15 protein-coding genes and 2 pseudogenes are annotated in these 20,495 nt (G+C 74.4%); 7 read left to right on the forward strand and 10 right to left on the reverse strand.

Features of this window, described 5'->3' with window-relative positions; genetic code table 11:
* Positions 1-25: 25 nt before the first annotated feature.
* Complete coding sequence (locus ABZ497_RS25895) at positions 26-1,402, reverse strand: MFS transporter (RefSeq protein WP_359808610.1); 1,377 nt, start codon at positions 1,400-1,402, stop codon at positions 26-28.
* A gap of 635 nt (positions 1,403-2,037) precedes the next feature.
* On the opposite strand from ABZ497_RS25895, the gene ABZ497_RS25900 reads away from it, so the two are divergent.
* A complete protein-coding gene (locus ABZ497_RS25900; RefSeq protein ID WP_359808612.1) occupies positions 2,038-2,853 on the forward strand; it encodes a maleylpyruvate isomerase family mycothiol-dependent enzyme in 816 nt (271 codons plus the stop codon).
* A gap of 24 nt (positions 2,854-2,877) precedes the next feature.
* Here the strand turns inward: ABZ497_RS25900 and ABZ497_RS25905 are convergent, their stop codons facing one another.
* Positions 2,878-3,699 (reverse strand): methyltransferase, encoded by an 822-nt coding sequence (locus ABZ497_RS25905; RefSeq protein WP_329491572.1) that lies wholly within the window; start codon positions 3,697-3,699, stop codon positions 2,878-2,880.
* Between the two features lie 242 nt (positions 3,700-3,941).
* Between ABZ497_RS25905 and ABZ497_RS25910 the strand changes: the two genes are divergently transcribed.
* Positions 3,942-6,092: a DUF2156 domain-containing protein gene (locus tag ABZ497_RS25910; RefSeq protein WP_359808614.1), complete on the forward strand. Its 2,151-nt coding sequence runs from the start codon at positions 3,942-3,944 to the stop codon at positions 6,090-6,092.
* Positions 6,093-6,108: 16 nt separating this feature from the next.
* Positions 6,109-6,840 (forward strand): hypothetical protein, encoded by a 732-nt coding sequence (locus ABZ497_RS25915; RefSeq protein ID WP_329491570.1) that lies wholly within the window; start codon positions 6,109-6,111, stop codon positions 6,838-6,840.
* A gap of 57 nt (positions 6,841-6,897) precedes the next feature.
* On the opposite strand, the gene ABZ497_RS25920 is transcribed toward ABZ497_RS25915, so the two are convergent.
* Positions 6,898-8,073 carry a macrolide family glycosyltransferase gene (locus tag ABZ497_RS25920; protein ID WP_359808615.1) on the reverse strand — a complete coding sequence of 392 codons (1,176 nt, stop codon included), beginning with the start codon at positions 8,071-8,073 and terminating at the stop codon, positions 6,898-6,900.
* Between the two features lie 208 nt (positions 8,074-8,281).
* Positions 8,282-8,407: pseudogene (locus ABZ497_RS25925) on the reverse strand (alcohol dehydrogenase); the annotation flags it as partial.
* Here ABZ497_RS25925 and ABZ497_RS25930 point away from each other — a divergent pair.
* Positions 8,400-8,555, forward strand: a pseudogene (locus tag ABZ497_RS25930) (pyridoxamine 5'-phosphate oxidase family protein); the annotation flags it as partial. The pseudogenes ABZ497_RS25925 and ABZ497_RS25930 overlap by 8 nt on opposite strands.
* Before the next feature lie 96 nt (positions 8,556-8,651).
* On the opposite strand, the gene ABZ497_RS25935 reads toward ABZ497_RS25930, so the two are convergent.
* The 3 genes from ABZ497_RS25935 to ABZ497_RS25945 all read right to left on the reverse strand — a co-directional run bounded on the left by ABZ497_RS25935 (position 8,652) and on the right by ABZ497_RS25945 (position 12,800).
* Entirely contained in the window at positions 8,652-9,812 is a 1,161-nt protein-coding gene (locus ABZ497_RS25935; protein WP_359808617.1) for a hypothetical protein, read from the reverse strand.
* Between the two features lie 389 nt (positions 9,813-10,201).
* Entirely contained in the window at positions 10,202-11,308 is a 1,107-nt protein-coding gene (locus ABZ497_RS25940) for an AI-2E family transporter (RefSeq protein WP_359808618.1), read from the reverse strand.
* A 271-nt stretch (positions 11,309-11,579) separates the two neighbouring features.
* Complete coding sequence (locus tag ABZ497_RS25945; protein WP_359808620.1) at positions 11,580-12,800, reverse strand: MFS transporter; 1,221 nt, start codon at positions 12,798-12,800, stop codon at positions 11,580-11,582.
* A 477-nt stretch (positions 12,801-13,277) separates the two neighbouring features.
* Here ABZ497_RS25945 and ABZ497_RS25950 point away from each other — a divergent pair, with 477 nt between their 5' ends.
* The gene (locus ABZ497_RS25950) at positions 13,278-13,664 is read left to right on the forward strand and encodes a VOC family protein (RefSeq protein ID WP_359808622.1); all 387 of its coding nucleotides are present in this window, start codon (positions 13,278-13,280) and stop codon (positions 13,662-13,664) included.
* Between the two features lie 203 nt (positions 13,665-13,867).
* Here the strand turns inward: ABZ497_RS25950 and ABZ497_RS25955 are convergent, their stop codons facing one another.
* The 3 genes from ABZ497_RS25955 to ABZ497_RS25965 form a co-directional block, all read right to left on the reverse strand.
* Positions 13,868-15,427 (reverse strand): hypothetical protein, encoded by a 1,560-nt coding sequence (locus tag ABZ497_RS25955; protein ID WP_359808624.1) that lies wholly within the window; start codon positions 15,425-15,427, stop codon positions 13,868-13,870.
* Positions 15,428-15,557: 130 nt separating this feature from the next.
* Positions 15,558-16,493 carry a GNAT family N-acetyltransferase gene (locus ABZ497_RS25960; RefSeq protein ID WP_329491562.1) on the reverse strand — a complete coding sequence of 312 codons (936 nt, stop codon included), beginning with the start codon at positions 16,491-16,493 and terminating at the stop codon, positions 15,558-15,560.
* 96 nt (positions 16,494-16,589) lie between these two features.
* The gene (locus tag ABZ497_RS25965) at positions 16,590-17,102 is read right to left on the reverse strand and encodes a hypothetical protein (RefSeq protein ID WP_359808626.1); all 513 of its coding nucleotides are present in this window, start codon (positions 17,100-17,102) and stop codon (positions 16,590-16,592) included.
* A 315-nt stretch (positions 17,103-17,417) separates the two neighbouring features.
* Here ABZ497_RS25965 and ABZ497_RS25970 point away from each other — a divergent pair, with 315 nt between their 5' ends.
* Together ABZ497_RS25970 and pntB are read left to right on the forward strand one after the other, a co-directional pair.
* Positions 17,418-18,974 (forward strand): Re/Si-specific NAD(P)(+) transhydrogenase subunit alpha, encoded by a 1,557-nt coding sequence (locus ABZ497_RS25970; RefSeq protein WP_359808628.1) that lies wholly within the window; start codon positions 17,418-17,420, stop codon positions 18,972-18,974.
* Positions 18,975-18,980: 6 nt separating this feature from the next.
* A partial coding sequence (pntB, locus tag ABZ497_RS25975) for a Re/Si-specific NAD(P)(+) transhydrogenase subunit beta (protein WP_359808630.1) occupies positions 18,981-20,495 on the forward strand: 1,515 nt, incomplete at its 3' end.

The following is a 20,495-nucleotide window of genomic DNA, read 5'->3' on the forward strand; positions in this document are numbered from 1 at the left end:
CCGGCAGGACCACGACGCCCGGCCGTCAGCCGACCGGCTCAGGGGTCGGCCGGGCCGGCGCGGCCGACGCGGGGCCGGCTGCCGAGGCCGCCCCCAGGCCGGTGCCGCGCGTCTCCTCGGCCCACAGGACGCACACCAGCAGGCCGACCGCCGTGGTACCGGCCGCGATCAGCATGGTCGGCCCGGTCCCGAGGCCGCTGAGCGACAGCGGCAGCAGGTACGTGCCCACGGCCGCGCCGATCCGGCTCACCGAGGTGGCGACGCCGACCGCCGTCGCCCGGATCTCGGTCGGGAAGAGTTCGTTCGGGTAGGTCCAGTCGAGCACGTTCGGGCCGCCGCACAGGAACGCGTAGGCACAGAGCGCGATGACGGCGACGGCCGCGGGGGCGGCCGGCCAGACACCCAGCAGGGCGAGCGGCACGATCATCAGGGCGAACGACCAGATGATCACCGGACGACGGCCCCAGGTGTCGATCAGCCGGAGCGCCGGGAAGCAGCCCAGCAGGAAGACCAGGCTCACCAGGGCCGTACCGAGGGTGTCCAGCACGGTGCCGCCCGGCATGCCGAAGGAGGCCAGGATCTGCGGGCCGAAGGTCAGCATCGCGAAGAGCGGGCCGACCTGGCAGAGGAAGAACAGCCCGCAGAAGAGCGTGCGGCGCCGGTAGGGCTCGGTCATCAGCAGCCGCAGGCCGCTGGGACGCCCCGCCTCGGCCGGGTCGGGCATCAGTTCCCGCCCGTCGACCCGGACGCCCAGGTGCTTTTCGACCACGCGCACCGCGTCACCGACCCGCCCGTTGGCGGCCAGCCAGCGCGGCGACTCGGGCGAGCCGCGCCGGATCACCAGGAACACCACGCAGAGCACCGCGGAGCTGGCCAGCATCCAGCGCCAGCTGCCGTTCCCGCCGATCCGAAGGAACAGGTAGCCCGTCAGGTAGGCGAGGACGGAACCGGCGTACCAGGCGATGATCTGCTGGCCGAGCAGCCGCCCGCGGTGGCGGGCCGGCAGCCACTCGGCGAGCAGCGAGGTCGCGATCGGGTAGTCGGCGGCCACGGCCAGACCGAGCACGAAGCGCAGCACGGCGATCGCCCACACCTGGTCGACCCAGAAGGAGAGCACCGAGCAGACGACCATCACCAGCAGGTCGGCGGTGTACATCACCTCCCGGCCGATCTTGTCGGTCAGCACGCCGAACAGCGCGCCTCCGACGAACATGCCGACCAGGGCGGCGGCGCCGATCAGGCTGACCTCGGCGGTGGAGAGGCCGAGCTCGGGACGCATCCCGATCAGGGCCACGCCGACGATGCTCAGGATGTAACCGTCCAGCAGGGGCCCACCGGAACAGGCCAGGGCCAGTCTCCGGTGGAAGGCGGTATACGGGGCGTTGTCGATGGTTCGGGACATGGAATTCGGGTCCTCCGGGGCGTACGGCAGTGCTCCCGCACTCCGTGCGCCTGGTAGACGGCAGAAGTCGGGGCCGCCCGGTCGGACGACCCCGTCACCCGGACCCACCGGGCGACCGTCCACGGTTGCCCGCTCCGAAGCGGTCCCGACGGGGACGAAGGTCCGCCGGTTCCGGGCCCTTGGTCCCGAACCGGACGGGCCCTGGGACCCGTGCGGCGGGGGCTTCGGCCTGCCAGGCCCGGGAAGCACCGCTCCGCGCGCTCCGGCCGGGCGGACCGGGTGACACTTCTCACCCGAACGCGGCAAATGTCTTAATTGCCTGATATGTGATGGCGGCGGGCAGCGTCCACGGATCGTCGACGGGCCCCGGACAGCTGGTCCGGCCCCCGCCGCCCCGCACCGGACACCCAACCCGCCGGTAGCGGGCGGCCGATGGTGACGACCGGACCTCGGGCGAGCCGCGACCCGCCCTCGGGGCGGCCGCTCTGACGGACAGTCCGACGAGGGACCCGGCCGCCACCCCCGCCGGGACGGCCACCCAGCGGTCCGGCGGCGACCGGGCGGACCTACCCACCGGTAATCTCCGCTGCCGAACCCCTGGACACCCGGGCGCACCTGGTCCACGCTTCAGCTCCATGACCCCTACGCCGGCCCCCCGGGGCTCCGTGCAGCCCGCCCTCCTCGACGCCGTCCTCGGCGTGGCCGAGGACATCGCGGCGCTGCTCCGCGACCGCCCCGACACCGGCCGGCCGATCCCCGACGCGCTGTGGACCGTGGGCGAGGCGGCGGCCCATCTCGCCCTGGCCAACGGGCTGATGGCCGAACTGGCCGCCGGTGAGCGGCGGACCTACGGCGACGGCACGCCGGCCGGCCTGGCCGCCGCCAACGCGGCGTCCCTGGCCGCGTTCCCCGAACGGGACGCGGTCGTCCTCGCCGAGCAGATCGTCCGGCACGCCCGCGCCTTCACCGAGGCCTGTGCCGGCCGGCCCGCGTCGACCGCGGTGCTGACCCCGCTCGGACCGATGGACCTGGCCACGCTGGCCTCGTACCTGATCACCCATATGCTCGGCCACGGGTACGACCTGGCCGTCGCGCTGCGGCGGCCGCACATGGTGGACCGTCACCGGGTGGCGCTGACCGTGCCGTTCCTGATGGCCGCCATGCCGCGGGTGGTCGACGGCCGCTCCGCCGCCGGTCACACCGCCTGCTACGACCTGCGGGTGCGCGGCGGCGCCCGGTTCACGGTGACCTTCCGCGACGGCGTGGCCGAGGTCTCCTCCGACCCGGCCCGCCGACCGGACTGCACGATCCTCACCGAGCCGGTGGCCTTCCTTTTGCTCGCCCTCGGCCGGTGCGGCCCGTACGCGGTGCTGGCCCGGGGCAAGGTCCTCGCCTGGGGGCGCAGGCCGTGGCTCGCCCTCGGGTTCCCGCTGCTGTTCACCGCCCCCTGAGCGCGGCCTCGGGGCGTACGCCGCTCAGGGCAGCCGCCCCCAGCTGGTGACCAGGCCGGGCGAGAGGTCCGCGACGGTGCCCGTGGCGAGGGACTCCCGCGCCTCGTCGAGGAGCCCGGCGTCGACGAGGCCGGTGGCGAGCATGGCCTCGCGGGTGCGGTCCCAGGTGTCCAGCCAGAACGCGGTGATCGGGGCGTCCGCGACCAGGGCGGGCACGAACACCTCCGCGCCGACCTCGGACAGCCCGAGGTCGCGCAGCAGCCGCGGACAGTCGGGGGTCCAGCTGATGTCCGTGCCGATGGACGTCCGCAGCGCCCGCCACATCGCCCGCATCGCGAGCCGGTACGGGGTGTCCGGCGGCGCGGCCGTGGTGAGGTCGACCGGGTCCCCGAGGACGAGGTACCCGCCCGGGACGAGGAGGTCCCGCAGGCGGGCCAGGACGCGGTGCCGTTCCGGCAGGTGCATCAGCACGAAGCGCGCGTGCACCAGGTCGAACCGGCCGCCGGGGTCGAAGTCGGGCGAGGAGACGTCCGCCGTGAGCGTCCGCAGCGCCCCGCCCGCGAACGGTTCGACGAAGCGGGTGTCCCGGTCGACGGCGAGGACCTCGCCGGCCCCGCCCGCGGTCGCCAGCCAGCGCGCGATCGTGCCGGTACCGGCTCCCACCTCGCAGCAGCGCACTCCCGCGCCGACCCCGAGGGCGCGCAGCCGGGCGCGGGTGACGTGGTCGTAGGCGAGGGAGCCGAGATCGATGCGTTCGCCCTCGCCGGGCTGCCAGGGCTCGAAGAGGGATTCGCCGTACCCGCCGTCGGCTCCGGCCGGGCCCGGCGCGACCGGGTCGGTGGACATCCGGTGTCCTCCCGTCATGCCGTCGTGGCGCCGGGGGCGCCCTGGCACACCGCCGGCCGACCGGCCGTGACCGGGGCCGCGGATACCGCCGAGCCTAGCGAAGGGCGGTCGTCCCGTCGCCCGGACGGGCCCGTCCCGGTCCGGTCTCCCCGCCCGGCCCCGTCCGCCGAATCCGGCTACGCTGAGCAAGGAGGCTCCGGGCCCGAGGCGGGGGTGTCGGCCACACCGTGCGGAGGTGCGAGGTGCCGGGAGAATCAGAGCCGCGGTGGCGGCGTGACGTCCTGCCCGCGGTCACCGCCGCGCTGCGGCGCTTCCCCTTCACCGTCGCCACCGCCGTGGTGGTGCTGGTGGTCGGGCTGGCCGTGGGCGGCCTGTGGGACGCGACGTCCGACCGGTCGTGGTACCCGAACGTCGCGTACGGCCTGCCCTCGTTCGAGAAGGGCCGCTGGTGGACCCTGGCCACCGGTCCGCTGTTCTGCTCGACACCGATCGACTACCTCCCGGTGCTCGTCGCCGTCGTGCTGCTCTGCGGCCTCGCCGAGGCGAGGCTCGGCACGCGCTGGACCGCCGCGGTGACGGTGGCCGGCCAGCTCGGCGCCGTCCTGCTGGCCGCCCTGCTGCTGCTCGCCCTCCGGCACACCGCGTGGACCTGGGCGAAGGACCTGGCCGGCACCGTCGACGTCGGCGTCTCGGCGGGCGCGCTCTGCGCGGGCGCGGTGGCCTCGGCGGCCCTCGCCTCGCCGTGGCGGCAGCGGCTGCGGCTGGCCCTGGCCGCCTACGCCGGCGTCTCGCTGCTGTACGTCGGAGGGCTCGACGACCTGGAGCACGCGCTGGCGGTCGCCGGCGGCCTCGTGGCGACCCACTGGCTGCGGGTCCCGGGCGCGGCCCGGACCTCCGGCCGGCTCAGCCGCCGGGAGTGGCGGCTGCTCGCGGTGGCGGGCCTGGTCCTGATCGCGGCGATCCTGCTGGTCGTCTGGCTGGTACCGGGCAGCGGTCCGGTCGGGGAGACCAGAGGGCTGGGCGGACCGGGCTGGCAGGTGCTGCTCTCGGTGGCGCTGATCGCCCTGCTGGTCCACGGGCTGCGCCGGGGGCGCCGCACCGCCTGGCGCTGGACGGTGCTGCTCTGCGCGCTGAACGCGCTGCTGGGCCTGTTCGTGGCGGTCGCGTACGTGATCGGCAAGGCGCTCGACGAGCAGGTCACGGTCACCGGCGCGGCGGTGTTCGTCCCCACCTCGGTGGTGTGGACGGCCGAGCTGGTGGTGCTGATCGCCGGCCGGGAGGCGTTCCGGGCCAGGCGGCCGCGCGGCCGGGCGCAGGTGCCCGGTGCCGAGCCGGCGCCCGCGGCCGCGCCGGCGTCCGACGGGGACCCGCGCACCCGGGCCGCGGACCTGCTGGTCCACCGCGGCGGGGCGAACCTCTCCTGGATGACCACCTGGCCGGACAACTCCTACTTCTTCCCCGAGGGCGACGACGGGAGCTACATCGCCTACCGGGCCCACGCCGGCGTCGCGGTCGCGCTGGGCGATCCGGTGGGAGCACCGGACGACCGGGGCCGGACGATCACCCGCTTCGCCGAGATGTGCGACCGCGCGGGGCTGGTCCCGTGCCTGTTCTCCGCCACCGCCCGGGCCGCCGGGACCACCGACGCGCTGGGCTGGCGGTCCGTCCAGGTCGCCGAGGACACCGTGATCGACCTGCCGGACCTGGAGTTCCGCGGCAAGGCCTGGCAGGACGTGCGCACCGCCCTGAACCGCGCCAGGAAGGACGGCGTCGAGTACCGGCTCGGCGCCCTCGCCGAACAGCCGCGACCGGTGCTGTCCCAGGTCCGCGGCATCTCCGAGGAGTGGGTCGGTGACATGGGGCTGCCGGAGATGGGCTTCACGCTCGGCGGCGTGGAGGAGGCGATGGATCCGCGGATGCGGGTCGGCCTGGCGCTGGAGGGCGACGAACACCTCCACGGGGTGACCTCGTGGATGCCGGTGTACGGCCCGGACGGGGTGCCGCAGGGCTGGACCCTGGACATGATGCGCCGCCGCCGCGAGGGCTTCCGGCCGGTCGTCGAGTTCATGATCGCCTCCAGCTGCCTCGCCCTGCGCGACGACGGCGCGCACTACCTCTCGCTCTCCGGCGCGCCGCTGGCACGCACCGGCCCCGCCCACGCACCGACCGTGCTCGACCGGATCCTCGACCAGTTGGGCGCGGCCATGGAGCCGTACTACGGCTTCCGCTCGCTGCACTCCTTCAAGGCGAAGTTCCAGCCGCGCTACGAGCCGATGTTCCTGCTCTACCGCGACGAGGCCGACCTGCCCCGGATCGGGCTGGCCCTGCTGCGCTGCTACCTGCCCTCCGCCACGATGCGCGACCTGCTCAAGGTCCCCGCGCACCACGGCTGACGGGAACGGAACCGCCGTGCGGAGCGCATCGGTCCAGGTCGAGGTGGTCATCACCGTCCCCAACCACGGCGTCGGGCTCTGGATGCTCGGCGCGTTCGTGCTGACCTTCGCCGGGACCAGGGTCGTCACCCGGCTGATCAGGGCGGGCCGGGGACCGTTCCGCGACGTCGCGGTCGGCGGCACCCACGTGCACCACCAGGTGTACGGCATCCTCGCGATGCTGGTGGCGGGCGCCATCGAGTTCTCCTACCGGCCGGACAGTCCCGGGGCGCAGGTCCTGGCCGTGCTGTTCGGCGCCGGCGCCGCCCTGGCCGTGGACGAGTTCGCGCTCTGGTTGCACCTGGAGGACGTCTACTGGGCGAAGGAGGGCCGCAAGTCGGTCGACGCGGCGTTCCTCGCGGTGGCGGTCGGCCTGCTGCTGGTCGCCGGGTTCAACCCGTTCTCCGATGTGGGTCAGGGCACGGCCAACCACCTGGTCTTCGCCGCGCTGATGCTCGTCAACCTGGCGCTGTGCGTCGGCACGATCCTCAAGGGCAAGACGGCGCTCGGGGTGATCGGCCTGCTGGTGCCCCTGGTGGTCGGGCTGGTCGGCATCCTGCGGCTGGCCAAGCCGACCTCCCCCTGGGCCCGTTGGCGCTACCGCCCCGGCTCGCGCAAGGCCGAGCGCGCGCTGCGGCGCTACCCGCCCGACCGCCGGACCCGCCTCGACGCCCTGAAGGACTTCGTCGGCGGCACACCGCACCGCTGATCCCGCGCGGCCCCCGGCCGGGTCGGGCCCACCGCCCCGGCCGGGTCGCCCCGGCGATCAGTCCAGCATGCGCTCGATGAGGTCGGCGGCGTGCCGGGTGCCGCCCTCGGCCCGGGCGCCGGCCCGCAGCCGCGCGGAGCGGCGGGCCACCTCCGGGTCGCCGACGAGCTCGGCCAGCGCCGTCCGCAGGGTCTGCGCCGTGGCGTCCTCGGTGTCGATCCGGCGGCCCACCCCCAGCTCCACCAGACGGTCCGCGTTCATGAACTGGTCGACGGCCTGCGGGACGGCGATCATCGGCACCCCGGCCAGCAGCCCCTCGCCGCAGCCGCCCATCCCCGCATGGGTGACGAAGGCGTCCGCCTGCGCCAGGATCGCCCGCTGGGGGACCCACGGGTGCACCTCGACGTTGGACGGGACGGTGCCGAGGTCCCGCGGGTCGGTGTACTTCCCGATCTGCAGGACGACGTGCCAGCCCGGCAGGTCGCCGAAGGCCGCCAGGCACTGCCGGTAGAACTCCGGGCGGCGGGTGAACGCCGAACCCAGCGAGATCAGCAGGACCTTCTCGGCACCGGCGGGGCGGGTCCAGGCGTCCGCGCCCGCGCTCAGGTCGTAGCAGGGGCCGACGAAGGTCACCGCGTCCGCGTCGACCCGGTCGGCGTTCGGCTGCATCGCCCGCGTGATCAGGGCCAGGACCCGTACGGGGAGACCGGCGAAGGCGTCCACGTCGGTGGTGGTGGCGCCGCTCTCGGCCAACCAGCGGGCGAACCTCGCCCGGTGGGCGGCGGCCCCCGGCAGCTCCCACAGCTGGACCGCCTCCTCCTGGTGGTAGCCCTGCCAGGCCACGAAGGTCGGGGACAGCTGCACGACGGGGCGGCCCTGGGACTCGGCGAGGGCACGCGCGGCGTAGCCGCCGATGTCGTACAGGTAGAGGTCCGCGGGGTCGTCGTCGTAGGCGGTGCGCAGCTGCGGGAGGGCCTGGACGGCGTTGTCGAGGAAGAGGTCCATCCCGGCGATCGGGTCATCGGGCCAGCTCTGGTCACCGACCGGCAGCACGGAGGCGCAGGGGACCAGTTCGGCCCCGGTGGCCTCGATCAGCGCGGCGGCCGCCGGGTCGTTGGCGTAGGTCACCCGGTGGCCGCGGGCCACCAGTTCGCGGATGACCTCAAGGCTGGGCAGGACGTGGCTGACGGCGGGGACACCGACCATCGCGATGTGGGCACGGCGACGGGACATGGGCGATCACTCGTTTCAGGTCTGCGGCGGGGAGGACACGGCAGACCCGTGCGCCCGGCCCGGCGCGGGAGAGCCCGCCGGCGGAGCGTCACTCGGGTCTGCGAGACGGGACGGGGGCCTGCCCCGTCCGATCAGCCGTAGATCTGGTGGAAGCACATGTTCAGGACCCTAACCCGCAACCCGGCGGCCGCGCACGGCATTTACGGCGGCCCAGGTTCACCGTGGTGCCGTCCGTGCGCAGCAGCGACAGGTAGGCGGCGAAGTCGAGCGGCGCGGAGACGGTGTTGAGGACGAGGTCGTACCGGCCCGCCGCCTCCTCGAAGGTCTTCGGGTCGCCCATCACCTCGCCCGAGGGCACCTTCCACGGGACCGGGGACGCGTTCCGGAACGGGAGCGTGACGGTGTTCGCGGTGGCGCCGGTCACCGCGTACGGCTTCGGCCGGGACGACGGGGTCTACAGCCACACCCGGTGGACGTTCTGAGCGACGCCGGCCGCGGCCGGACGGGCCCCGACGAGCGCCGGGGCGTGGCGGGCCGGCCGAACCGACTCACCACGCCCCGGCGCCACCGGACTGCTCTCAGCCCTCCTGGGCGAGGCTCTTGATCTCTTCGTAGTCCATGCCGAGCCGGCTGAAGACCTGGATCTGCTGCTCGGGCATGCCGAGGCCGACCAGCTCCTTGACCTGGGCGTCGGTCAGCGGCTTGCCCGGCGTGCCGGGCCGGCCGGCGCCGGCGGGGGCACCGGGACCACCGGCCTCACCGGCGGCGGCGCTCACGAGGGCGAGCGTCGCGTTCTGGATGTCCTTGTCGGTGATCTTCACCGCGTCGGCGGGCGCCTGGACCGCCGGGGCGGAACTGTTGAACGCGAGCTTGACCGGGAAGGTGCTGCCCGGGCCGGCCTTGGGCTCCAGCTGCGCGAGGTCGAAGGTGGCCGAGGAGAAGGTGCCGCCCTTCAGGTACAGGTCGACGCCGATCCTGGTGTCGGCCAGGTCGTCCGGGACCTTGGTGGGGAGCTTGCCGAACTGCTCGGGGAGCTTCGCGGAGAGCGGCTTGAGCGCCTTCAGCAGCTCGTCGGTCAGCTGTCGGGCCGGGGCGCTCACCAGGAGGTGCTCGGCGCCGTCCTTCTTGCCCTTGTCGTCGAAGGTGACGGTCCGGGAGAAGACGTCCTTCAGCGAGACGGCCAGCTGCTCGGCGGTCTCCGGGTCCAACGTGGGCCGGCCGGACGGGGCGGGGGTGCCGGCGTCGGCGGGCTTCTTGGCCGTGTCCGCGAGCTCCTGCAGGTCGAAGGCGACCCACTTGCCGGCCAGCACGTCCTTGACCGGGTTCAGCTCGGTGGGCAGGTCTTCGGCGACCGCGTCCACCTGAGCCGGGTCCTCGCCGACCAGCTTCACCAGGCCCTTGGCGTCGGCGCGCACGTACGCCTTGGCGTCGACCTGACGGAACTCCAGGAGCGCGGTGCCCTTCTTGTCCGCGAGCAGGTAGGAGACGCGCAGCGACTTGTCCGGCGTCACCTCCTTGCCGGCACCCCGGGTGTTCTTGAAGGTGTCGAGGTCCTTGAGCGGCTTGTCGGCGGCCATCGCGACCGAGATGCTCAGGCCGGACAGCGCCTCGGCGGTCTTCTGCTCGATCTTGTCACCGGTGGCGTTGCCGAAGGCGACGATCTGCTCCGGCGAGGCGTCCACGGAGAAGGTGAGGCCGGCGGCCTTGCTGTCGCCGAGCTTGTCGAAGGCCTTGGTCACCTTCTGGGCGGCGGTGAGCTGCTCGACCGTGCCACAGGCGGTCAGGCCCGCGGCGAGGACGGAGGCACTGACGACGACGGGAACTGCGCCGCGCGCGGCCCGGCGGATAGCGGTGTTGATGGTACGTCTCCTGTGTGACGGGGCCTGGTGCGGGGCAGGCCGATCCCTCCCCTGTGGCAGGAAGCGCCACAGCGACGTCACATCTGATCACACAATCCGCAAGGGGGTGCGCCATTATTTTGGCATCTCTTGAACACCTGTCCGACACCCGGTCGTGAACGGCCTTGCGTGCCACCGCCGGTCGGGCACCGACGGCGCGTCCGAAAGACCTCGCCCTCCCGCCGCCGGAGCGCGCCCTCCGTTCGTACCCGGCGGATCCTTCCTCGCCGTCAGGGCGTCGACGGCGGCGCCGGTCGCGGGCGGCGCAGCTCGGCGTAGACCGACCAGAGCACCGAGACGGCGGGGACGGCGACCACCGCGCCGATCACCCCGGCCGCGATGCTGCCCGCGAGCACCGAGACCGCGACCACCACCGGGTGCAGGCTGACCGCCCGGCTCATCACCAGCGGGTGGAGCAGATGACCCTCGATCTGACCGATCACCACGATCAGCAGCAGCACCACGATCGCGATCACCGGGCCGCGGGCGGCCAGCGCCACCAGGGCGGCGACCAGCATCGCGATCGGGGAGCCGACCAGCGGGACGAACGAGGCGAGGAACTCCAGCACCGTCAGGGGCAGGGCGAGCGGCACGTCGAGGAGGAACAGCGAGATGCCGACCATGATCGCGTTGCTCGCCGCGACGACGAAGATGCCCCGGGTGTAGCCGGCGAAGGTCCGCCAGGCCACCCGCCCGCCCCGGTCGAGGTGGCCGGCGGCGGCCGGCGGCAGCTGGGCGGCGGTCCAGCGCCACATCCGCTCGCCGGAGTGCAGGAAGAACACCGACATGAAGAGCGCGAGCGCCGCGCCCGTCCCGATCTCGACCGCCCGGTGGGCGCCGTTGACGACCGTGCTGATCAGCGTCGCGCGGTGCTTGGCGGCGAAGTCGGAGACCTTCTGCTTGAGGTCGTCGAAGGACGTCGGCTCCAGGTGGAGGGGCGGTCCCTTCAGCAGCTTCTCCAGCCGGTCCAGGCCGCCCTGGAACTCCCTGGCGAGGCGTGACACGTCGTCCGCCACGTTCTCGCCGATCAGCGCGAGCAGGCCGGCCGGCAGCAGCAGCGCCACCGCCAGGCCGATCAGGACGGCGAGCGGGCGGGGTACCGCGCGGGCCGCCAGGTCGACCAGCGGGCGGATCACCGAGGTGATCACCAGGGCGAGGAAGGCGGCCAGCGTGATCAGGTGGAACTGCCCCAGCACCGTGAGCACCAGGTACGCGGCCACCGCGACGACCAGCAGCCGCCAGGCGTAGTCGGAGAGCCGGCGCAGCCCCGGGCCCGCGCCGGGGGCGGCCGCCGCGGGAACCGGCCTTTCGCGCGGGCCGGGCCGTCTCACCCGCATGCCGCACCGCCGGCCGCCGCGCCCGCCGGCGCGGCACCACGCGCGGGTGGGCGGCCGCCCGGCGTCGGGGGCCGGCGGGGGGACCGGGGGCTACGGGGGTGCGCAGGCGACATGGATCATGGATAGCGGGTGGGACGCCGCACGGGCGGTTCCCGCGCCGACGGAGCGGGAGGCCGGGCGGCAAGCGGGTGGCCGGCGCGCGGTCGGTTGGCGGAGCGGGAGGCCGGGCGGCAAGCGGGTGGCCGGCGCGCGGTCGGTGGGCGGCGCGGGGTCAGTGGCCGGCGCGCGGTCGGTGGGCGGCGCGGGCCCGGCGCAGCAGGTAGAGCGCGGAGGCGGCGGCGAGGACGGCCATGCAGGCGGCGAAGACCAGGCCGGCGTCGGCCAGGCCGAGCGGTTCGGCGAGCAGGCCGACCCCGATGACCGGGATCGAGATGCCGAAGTAGGCGACCACGAAGAGCGCCGAGAGCGCGCCGCCGCGGTGCTCGGCGGGAGCGGCGGCGGCGATCTCGCCCACCGCGCCGCGCAGGCCCATGCCCTGGCCGGCGCCGCCCACCAGGGCGCTGAGCACCAGCGGCGGGAGGGTGGTCCGGGCGAGCGAGGCGGCCAGCAGGGCCAGCCCGGCGATGAGCACCAGGCAGCCGAGCGGGATCGCCCGTGCCGTACCCAGGCGGGGCACCAGGAGCTGGCCGAGGGTGGACGCGAAGAAGGCCGTGAAGACGATCAGGCCGACGACCGCGGAGTTGTGGACGTCCAGGCTCTCGGCGAGGAAGGCGGGGCTGACCGAGGTGAAGACGCCCAGCAGGGCGAAGCCCGCGAAGGCGGCGATCCCGGCCGGCACGAACACCCCCCGGACCTCCGGTGGCAGCGACGGCCGGTGCGGCCGGGCGGTGCGCAGCGGCCGGGCCCCGTCGACCGTCTCCGGGAGGAACCAGAGGACCGCGAACGAAGCGGCGAGCAGCACCAGGTGCACGACGAACGGCAGCACCAGCGGCCCGGGCGCGTACTCGGCGAGCAGCCCCGACAGCAGGGGGCCGCAGCCCAGGCCGCCCATGTTGGCGGCGGTCGCCACGAAACCCGCCCTGGCCTCGCGCCCCGTCGGGGCGAGTTCCAGCACGTACGCGGTGGCCGTCCCGGTGAACAGACCCGCCGACAGGCCGGACAGCAGCCGCCCCAGGCAGAGCAGCGGCAGACCGCCCTCCGCCAGGAAGGCGACGGCGCTGCAGGCCGCGAGCGCCAGCCCGGCGAGCAGCACGGGCCGGCGGCCGACGGAGTCGGAGACGTTGCCGACGAGCAGCAGGACACCGATCACGCCGAACGCGTAGACGGCGAAGACGACCGTCACCATCAGCTCGGAGAAACCGAGCTCCGCCTGGTAGCGCCCGTACAGCGGGGTGGGCAGCGTGGTGCCCGCCATGCAGACGGCGAAGGCGGCGGCGGCCCCGAGGTAGCCCAGCCGTCCGGCGGCCGGCCGCGCGATCCGACGATCGGTCATCCGTCCACGCTAGGCACCGGGTCGGCGACGCGCGGGCCGGGCTGCGCCGAATGGCCGTGGCCCTCCGCAGGAGGAGGGTGCGGGCTCAGGGCGTCACGGCGGGACGCGGCACGGATTCGGCGTGCCGCCCGGCCGCCGGTAGCGGTCGTCACGGTGGCCGGGCTCTGAGCCGTGGCGGGACGGGCCCGGACGGCGAGGAGTGGGGGTACCCGCCGCCCGGGTCACGCTCTTCCCACCCGGTCCCCTTCTCACCCGGATCCGGCCGGACAAACCACCCGGTTCCCGGCGCGCCCCCCGGGGGAGTTCCCGGTCGCGACACGGCGGGGCCGAGGCTGCCTCCGCTCCGGACGGCCTGGTAGAACGGGACGGCCGGCCCGGGGCGTCAGAGCCGTCCGCACGCCGGGCCGGACCGACCGGCTCCGGCCGCCGTCACCCATGTGCCCACCGAACGCATCGTGACCCGGGGAGCAGTAGTCCATGAGGATCCACCTGACCAGCGTCTTCGTCGACGACCAGGCCGAGGCCCTGCGCTTCTACACCGAGGTGCTGGGCTTCGTGACGAAGCACGACGTCCCGCTCGGCCAGGACCGGTGGCTGACCGTCGTCTCGGCGGAGGATCCGGGCGGCACGGAGCTCCTGCTGGAGCCCAGCGGCCACCCCGCGGTGCGGCCGTACCGGAGGGCGCTGGTCGAGGACGGCATCCCGGCCGCCTCCTTCGCCGTGGACGACGTGCCCGCCGAGTACGAGCGGCTGCGCGCGCTCGGGGTCCGCTTCACCCAGGAGCCGCGCGAGATGGGTCCGGTGACCACGGCGGTGCTGGACGACACCTGCGGCAACCTGATCCAGCTCGTGCACGGCGGGTAGGAGCGGTCACGGCGGCGGGCGGCCCCCGGGAGCCGCCCGCGGGGTGGGCCCGTGCGTCGGACGGTGACGAGCCCCGCCGAACCGACCGGACCCGCTCCCCCGCCCGTGGGAGCGATCTCGTGGGATCGAGGCGATCACCGGCGAGGCGCTCCGGTACCGGCTGCTCGTACCCCGAGCGGTCGCGTCACACCCGCCTCGTCGCGTCACACCCGCCTCGACCGCCCCACGGGGCGGCCGAGGGCGCCCACCGCCGCGCCGGCGGCCGTGGCGGCGAGGGCCCAGAGGAAGGCCTGGTCCGAGGCGTCCGACCAGGCCGCCAGCCGGTGGGCCGCCCAGTGGACGTAGGGGATCAGCGCCACCGCGGCGGCCCCGGAGCCGAGGACGGTCAGGACGGGAACCGCGCGGCCGGTCGGCGCGGGGCCGCGCCGCAGGAACCACAGCATCGGCAGCAGGCCCACCGTCAGCACACTCGCCGGCAGCACCCCGGGCACCTTCCAGAACAGCTCGCCGCCGCAGAGGTACGCCGCGAGGCGGACCCAGAGGAGGCAGATTCCCTGACGGAGCAGCAGGAGCAGCAGCTCGCGCGACCGCCCGGCCGGTCCGGCGGCGACCAGCAGCCGGGCGCCCGTGGCCGCCAGCACGCCGGCGAAACCGGCGGTCAGCGCCACGGCCAGGCCCAGCGCCGGACGGCGGGGCTGCTCGGGGACGACGATCGTCTGGTGGACGGGGTAACTCCGGCGCGACCAGGTGCCGTCGGGGGTGCCGCGCACCAGTCCGCCGCCCGGGTAGTGGGCCAGCACCGCCCAGCCCTCCGGCGCGGGGACGATGAACAGGTCTGCGGGGTACCCGGCGCGGCCCCCGGTCGGTTCCGCGCCGGGGGACGGCACAGCGGGGTACGGCACGCCGGGGGGCGGCACGGCGGGGTCGACCGGTGCCCCGTCCACGCCGGTGGGTGACGGAGTCGCGGGCGGGAGCGGCTCGTCGCGCCACGGCGGACCGGGGTCGAACGCGGCCCGCCAGGTCCGGCCGCCGTCCTCGCTGATCTCGATCGGCGAGGTGGAGTCGAGCAGTCGGAAGCACGGCCCCGGCTCGCCCTCCAGGCAGTGGCCGTCCTGCGGCCGGCTGTTCCGCCGGGACTTCTCGACGTCACCGGACCGCTTCTCCTGGATCCAGGTCGCGCCGCCGTCCTGCGACGCCCACCGGCCGGCTTCGGTGTCCAGGATCGCCCGCGCCCCGGCCTGCCAGAGGACGGGCCGCGGCGGCTCCCCGATCTTGGAGGTGGCCACCATGGCGACCACGGCCAGCGGCACGCCCAGCAGGGCCGCCCACCGCCGGGGCCGCCGCGTCGCCCGCGACCGCTTCCACAGCCACCAGGAGACGCCCAGCGCCGGCAGGGCCAGCAGGTCGCTCCGGTCCCCCTGGATCCGGCTCGGTACGCCGCTCCACGACCAGACGGTCGAGGCGAGTTCGCCACCGGCCTCGCCGGACTTCGCGACGGTGAACGTCACCGCCGTGACCGCCAGCCCGGCGATCGCCGGGCGGTCACCGCGCAGGCGCAGCAGCGGCGTCAGCAGGAGGGCCAGGACCACCGGCGAGACCAGCATCCACGCCAGGTCGCTGACCTTCCCGGTGACCGCACCCGGCCAGAGCCGTTTTGCGACATGGTCGTTGACCAGCAGCACCAGCACGGCGCCCGACGTCCCCGGGTGCCCCGCCCAGCGGACGACCGGCCGGACCGCTCCCCACTCCCCCGTCCCGCGCATTCCCCGAGCCTCCCCCGCCCGTGGCACGGGCACGCCGCGCACCGTGTTCCGAACCGGACACGAGTGGATGACGGAGCGTCAGATTCCGGTAGCCGGTGGCGACCTGCGCCGGTCGCCACCGGTCCCCGGGCTACCGCGGGGGGCACTCCAGGACCAGGCGGATCTCGGTGACCTCGTACCCGGCACGGTCGAACGCGGCGGCCATCGGGACGTTGACGGTGTCGGTGGTCGCGGTGATCCGCTCGGCGCCCGCCGCCGCGTGGAAGCGGGTGATCTCCGCCAGGATCTCGTCGATCAGGCCCCTGCCGCGCTGCTCCGGCACGACGCCCAGGTAGCCGACGTTGCGGTGGTAGGGCGTCGCGGAGGGGATCGCCATCCCGGCCGGCGTGCCGTCCGGGAGCTCGGCCAGCCGCCACCACGAGCGCTCGCCGGGGCAGCTCAGATAGAAGTCGAAGTCCTCCCGGGCCAGTTGCCCGGCATCCATGGTGAGCAGCTCGTTCTGCGTCGCCAGGTCGAGGCTGTCCTGCGAGAGGCGCACGAAGGCCTCCAGGAACTCCTCGTCGGTGCCCTCGCGAAAGACCAGCCGCCCGGTCGGTTCGGCGGTCCCGCGCCGCGGGGTCCACTCGTAGCGGAGCCGCTCGATCTCCCGGGTCAGACCGGCCCGCTCCGCCGCCTGCCGGCGCCAGGCGACCGCCTCGGCCAGCTCGGGCTCCGCCCGCCAGCCGCGCGGCAGCGAGATGTGGTAGCCCGGACGGTTCCCGAAGGCGGCGTGGCCGGCCTCCAGCAGGGCGGTGGCGACAGCGGCCGGATCGGCCACCCCCGCGCGGACCTGGAGGCAGTCCAGCGCGATCGGGCGCTCGCTGTCGGAACGGCCCCACCACAGGGCGCGGGCCAGGATCCCGCCGTCCTCGTCCTGGGCGACCCAGACCCACTCGGGGCGGATCCGGTTCTCGGCGAGCTCCTCGCGGACCTTCTCGGCGGTCAGGGCGGGGACGGGGCCGTCGGCCGGGTAGGCGACGGCACGGTCCAGGTCGGAGGGGTCTGCGGTGGCAGCGCGGAAGATCATCCGGAGATGATCACACAAGCCCGACCGCCCCGGCCACCTCCGTCCGGCGGGGTGGCCGGCCAGCGAGGGTCCGGCGGGGTGGCCGGCCAGCGAGGGTCAGGCGGCGTGCGCCGCCAGGAAGGCTCCGGCGTGGGCGGCGGCCTCCTCCTTGCTCGCGCACCGGGTGTCGGCGGCGCCGCGCGTGCCGTCCGCACCCTCGCCCGACCAGCTCCAGCCGCCGGACTCCGGGGCCCGCACCAGCTCGGCCGTACCGCCGAACAGCCGCAGGGCCGCGCCTGCCCGCGCCGCGGGGCGGGTGACCGCCTCGGGCCACTTCTTGCGCGCGCCCTGCCGGGTGATCCCCCACACCGCGCCGAGCTGCTCGTAGCTCGCGCCGTAGGAGCCGGCGGTGCCGGCCGCGATCGCCGTCAGCCGCTTGACCTCCGCGTCCACCACCCTCCAGGCGGCGAGGACGGACAGGGTCACCTCGACCGGCTCCGCCTCCCACATCCGCTCCTCGGGCAGCCAGGACGTGCGCGCGTGGAGGGCCGAGGCGAGCGGATTCAGGGCGTCGAGGAGCGCCTTGGCCAGCTGCGCCTGCTCTTCCAGGGTGATCTCAGCCGAAGTCATGCGACAACCCTAGTTTCCGAAAACGCATCTGGCAACCTTTGTTACCGAACGCGGGCGCGAAGCGAAGGCCGACCGGACGGGGTGTCAGAAACCCTGCGGCGGAGCGAGGATGGCACGACGCCCGGGGCGCACCCGGATGGCGAGCACGCGACCCGACCCGCCCGACAGGGCGCGAACGGGTGAAGCATGTCACGGCCTCGCCCCGTCCCCCGGCAGGGCCCGGGCGGGTAGGTTCCTGCGTCCAAGGGGAGGAGACTCCCCCTTCGGGCGCAGGTCCCGCCGTCAAGAGTTCCTCCGACGAGAGAGGCACGAGTGATGTCTGCACAGGACGCCACGCACCACCCCCCGCTGCGCATCGGTGTGGTCGCCGAATCGGCCACCGGGGAGACCCGCGTCGCCGCGACACCCTCGACGGTGCGCGGACTGCTGGCGCTCGGCTACGAGGTCGCGGTCGAGTCCGAGGCCGGCGCGGCCTCCGGCTTCGCCGACGAGGCCTACACCGAGGCCGGCGCGCGGATCGGGGACGCCTGGCGGGCCGACATCGTCCTGAAGGTCAACGCGCCGTCCACCGACGAGATCGCCCGGCTGAGTGACGGCGCGACCCTGGTCGGCCTGCTCGCACCGGCCCAGCGGCCCGACCTGCTGGAGGCGCTGTCCGCGCGCCCGGTCACCGCGCTCGCCCTGGACGCGGTGCCCCGGATCTCGCGCGCGCAGTCGATGGACGTGCTCAGCTCGATGGCGAACATCGCCGGGTACCGGGCCGTGATCGAGGCCGCCCACGTGTTCGGCCGCTTCTTCACCGGCCAGGTGACCGCCGCGGGCAAGGTCCCGCCGGCGAAGGTCCTGGTGGCCGGCGCCGGCGTGGCCGGGCTCGCCGCCATCGGCGCCGCCTCCAGCCTGGGGGCGATCGTCCGGGCGACCGACCCGCGGCCCGAAGTCGCCGACCAGGTCAAGTCGTTGGGCGGCGAGTACCTCCCCGTGCGGGTCGCCCAGGAGGCGAGCACCGACGGGTACGCCAAGGCGACCTCCGCCGACTACGACCGGGCCGCCGCCGAGCTGTACCACGCGCAGGCCCAGGACGTGGACATCGTCGTCACCACCGCGCTGATCCCCGGGCGGACCGCCCCGCGGCTGCTCACCGCCGCGGACGTGGCGGCGATGAAGCCCGGCAGCGTCGTGGTGGACATGGCCGCCGCCCAGGGCGGCAACGTCGAGGGAACGGTGGCGGGCCGCACGGTGGTCACCGCCAACGGCGTCACCCTGATCGGCTACACCGACCTCGCGGCCCGGCTGCCCGCCCAGGCCTCCCAGCTGTTCGGGACCAACCTGGTCAACCTGCTCACCCTGCTGACCCCCGGCAAGGACGGGCGGCTGGTCCTCGACCTCGACGACGTGGTCCAGCGCGCGGTGACCGTGGTCCGGGCGGGCGAGGTCACCTGGCCGCCACCGCTGGTGGCCGTCTCGGCCGCGCCCGCCGCGCAGCCCGCGGCCGCGCCGGCCGTGCCGGAACCGAAGCGGCCCCGGCTCACCCCGGCCGCCCGCTTCGGCCTGATCGGCCTCGGCATGCTGGCGATGTTCCTCCTCGTCGCCGTGGCACCGGCCCAACTCGCCGAGAACTTCACGGTGTTCGCGCTCGCGGTGGTCATCGGCTACTACGTGATCGGGAAGGTCCACCACGCCCTGCACACCCCGCTGATGTCGGTGACCAACGCGATCTCCGGGATCGTCGTGGTCGGCGCGCTGCTGCAGATCGGACACGGGGGTGCGCTCGTCACCGTCCTGTCCTTCGTGGCCATCCTGCTGACGAGCGTGAACATCTTCGGCGGCTTCGCCGTCACCCGCCGCATGCTGTCCATGTTCTCGAAAGGCTGAGCCCCGATGACTACCACGACGGCCGCCCATGCCGCGGACCTGGTCGCCGCCCTGTTGTTCATCCTCAGTCTGGCCGGGCTGTCCCAGCACCGCACCTCCCGCGCCGGGGTCGTCTACGGCATCGCCGGCATGGCGCTCGCCCTGGTCGCCACCGTCGTGCTGGCGTCCCGCAGCATCACCGCCGGCGCGGTCGCCCTGATCGTCGTCGCGATGGCGCTGGGCGCCGTGATCGGGCTGTGGCGGGCCCGGCAGGTCGAGATGACGCAGATGCCGGAACTGATCGCCGTGCTGCACAGCTTCGTCGGCCTCGCCGCGGTGCTGGTCGGCTGGAACAGCTACCTGGAGGTCGAGTCGCGGGGCTCGGCCCAGGTCGCCGTCGCCGCCGACCTGCTGCGGATCCACCACGCCGAGGTCGTGATCGGCATCTTCATCGGCGCGGTGACCTTCACCGGCTCCGTCGTCGCCTTCCTCAAGCTGTCCGGCCGGATCGCCTCGCGGCCGCTGATGCTGCCCGGCAAGAACGCGCTGAACCTCGGCGCGCTGGGCGTGTTCGTCGCGCTGACGGTCTGGTTCACCGTCAGCCCGGGCCTCGGCCTGGTGATCGCGGTGACCGCGCTCGCCCTCGCGCTGGGCTGGCACCTGGTGGCCTCGATCGGCGGCGGCGACATGCCCGTCGTCGTCTCGATGCTCAACAGCTACTCGGGCTGGGCCGCGGCCGCCGCCGGGTTCCTGCTCGACAACAACCTGCTCATCGTCACCGGCGCACTGGTCGGCTCCTCCGGCGCCTACCTCTCGTACATCATGTGCCGGGCGATGAACCGCTCCTTCATCTCCGTCATCGCCGGCGGCTTCGGCATCGAGGCGCCGTCCGGCGGAACGGAGGAGCAGGGCGAGCACCGCGAGGTGCGCGCCGAGGAGGCGGCGCGGCAGCTCGCACAGGCCCGGTCGGTCGTCATCACCCCCGGGTACGGGATGGCGGTGGCGCAGGCGCAGCACCCGGTCGCCGAACTCACCCGCCGGCTGCGCGAGCGCGGCGTCGACGTCCGCTTCGGGGTCCACCCCGTCGCCGGGCGGCTGCCGGGGCACATGAACGTGCTGCTCGCCGAGGCGAAGGTGCCGTACGACATCGTCCTGGAGATGGACGAGATCAACGACGACCTCGCCGCCACCTCCGTCGTCCTCGTCATCGGCGCCAACGACACCGTGAATCCGGCCGCCACCGACGACCCGACCAGTCCGATCGCCGGCATGCCGGTGCTGCGGGTGTGGGAGGCGGAGCAGGTGATCGTGTTCAAGCGGTCGATGGCCTCCGGCTACGCCGGGGTCCAGAACCCGCTGTTCTTCCGCGAGAACACCGCCATGCTCTTCGGCGACGCCAAGCAGAGCGTCGAGGACATCCTGCGCGCCCTCGACGACGACGGCCGGGATCGCGTAGCCGCCGTACTCGCCGGCCAGCATCACCTTGCGGCTGTCCAGGTCGTGCAGCGGGGCCGTGCAGGCCAGCGCCTTGAGCCGGCGGGC

Origin of the sequence: Kitasatospora sp. NPDC005751, from assembly GCF_040630835.1 — a bacterium.
GTDB lineage: Bacteria > Actinomycetota > Actinomycetes > Streptomycetales > Streptomycetaceae > Kitasatospora.

Coding starts and splice junctions, on each gene's coding strand:
- ABZ497_RS25920 (WP_359808615.1), bottom strand. CDS start 8,073: ATGTCCCGTCGCCGTGCCCACATCGCGATGGTCGGTGTCCCCGCCGTC.
- ABZ497_RS25900 (WP_359808612.1), top strand. CDS start 2,038: ATGACCCCTACGCCGGCCCCCCGGGGCTCCGTGCAGCCCGCCCTCCTC.
- ABZ497_RS25895 (WP_359808610.1), bottom strand. CDS start 1,402: ATGTCCCGAACCATCGACAACGCCCCGTATACCGCCTTCCACCGGAGA.
- ABZ497_RS25950 (WP_359808622.1), top strand. CDS start 13,278: ATGAGGATCCACCTGACCAGCGTCTTCGTCGACGACCAGGCCGAGGCC.
- ABZ497_RS25970 (WP_359808628.1), top strand. CDS start 17,418: ATGTCTGCACAGGACGCCACGCACCACCCCCCGCTGCGCATCGGTGTG.
- ABZ497_RS25955 (WP_359808624.1), bottom strand. CDS start 15,427: ATGCGCGGGACGGGGGAGTGGGGAGCGGTCCGGCCGGTCGTCCGCTGG.
- ABZ497_RS25965 (WP_359808626.1), bottom strand. CDS start 17,102: ATGACTTCGGCTGAGATCACCCTGGAAGAGCAGGCGCAGCTGGCCAAG.
- ABZ497_RS25945 (WP_359808620.1), bottom strand. CDS start 12,800: ATGACCGATCGTCGGATCGCGCGGCCGGCCGCCGGACGGCTGGGCTAC.
- ABZ497_RS25940 (WP_359808618.1), bottom strand. CDS start 11,308: ATGCGGGTGAGACGGCCCGGCCCGCGCGAAAGGCCGGTTCCCGCGGCG.
- ABZ497_RS25905 (WP_329491572.1), bottom strand. CDS start 3,699: ATGTCCACCGACCCGGTCGCGCCGGGCCCGGCCGGAGCCGACGGCGGG.
- ABZ497_RS25960 (WP_329491562.1), bottom strand. CDS start 16,493: ATGATCTTCCGCGCTGCCACCGCAGACCCCTCCGACCTGGACCGTGCC.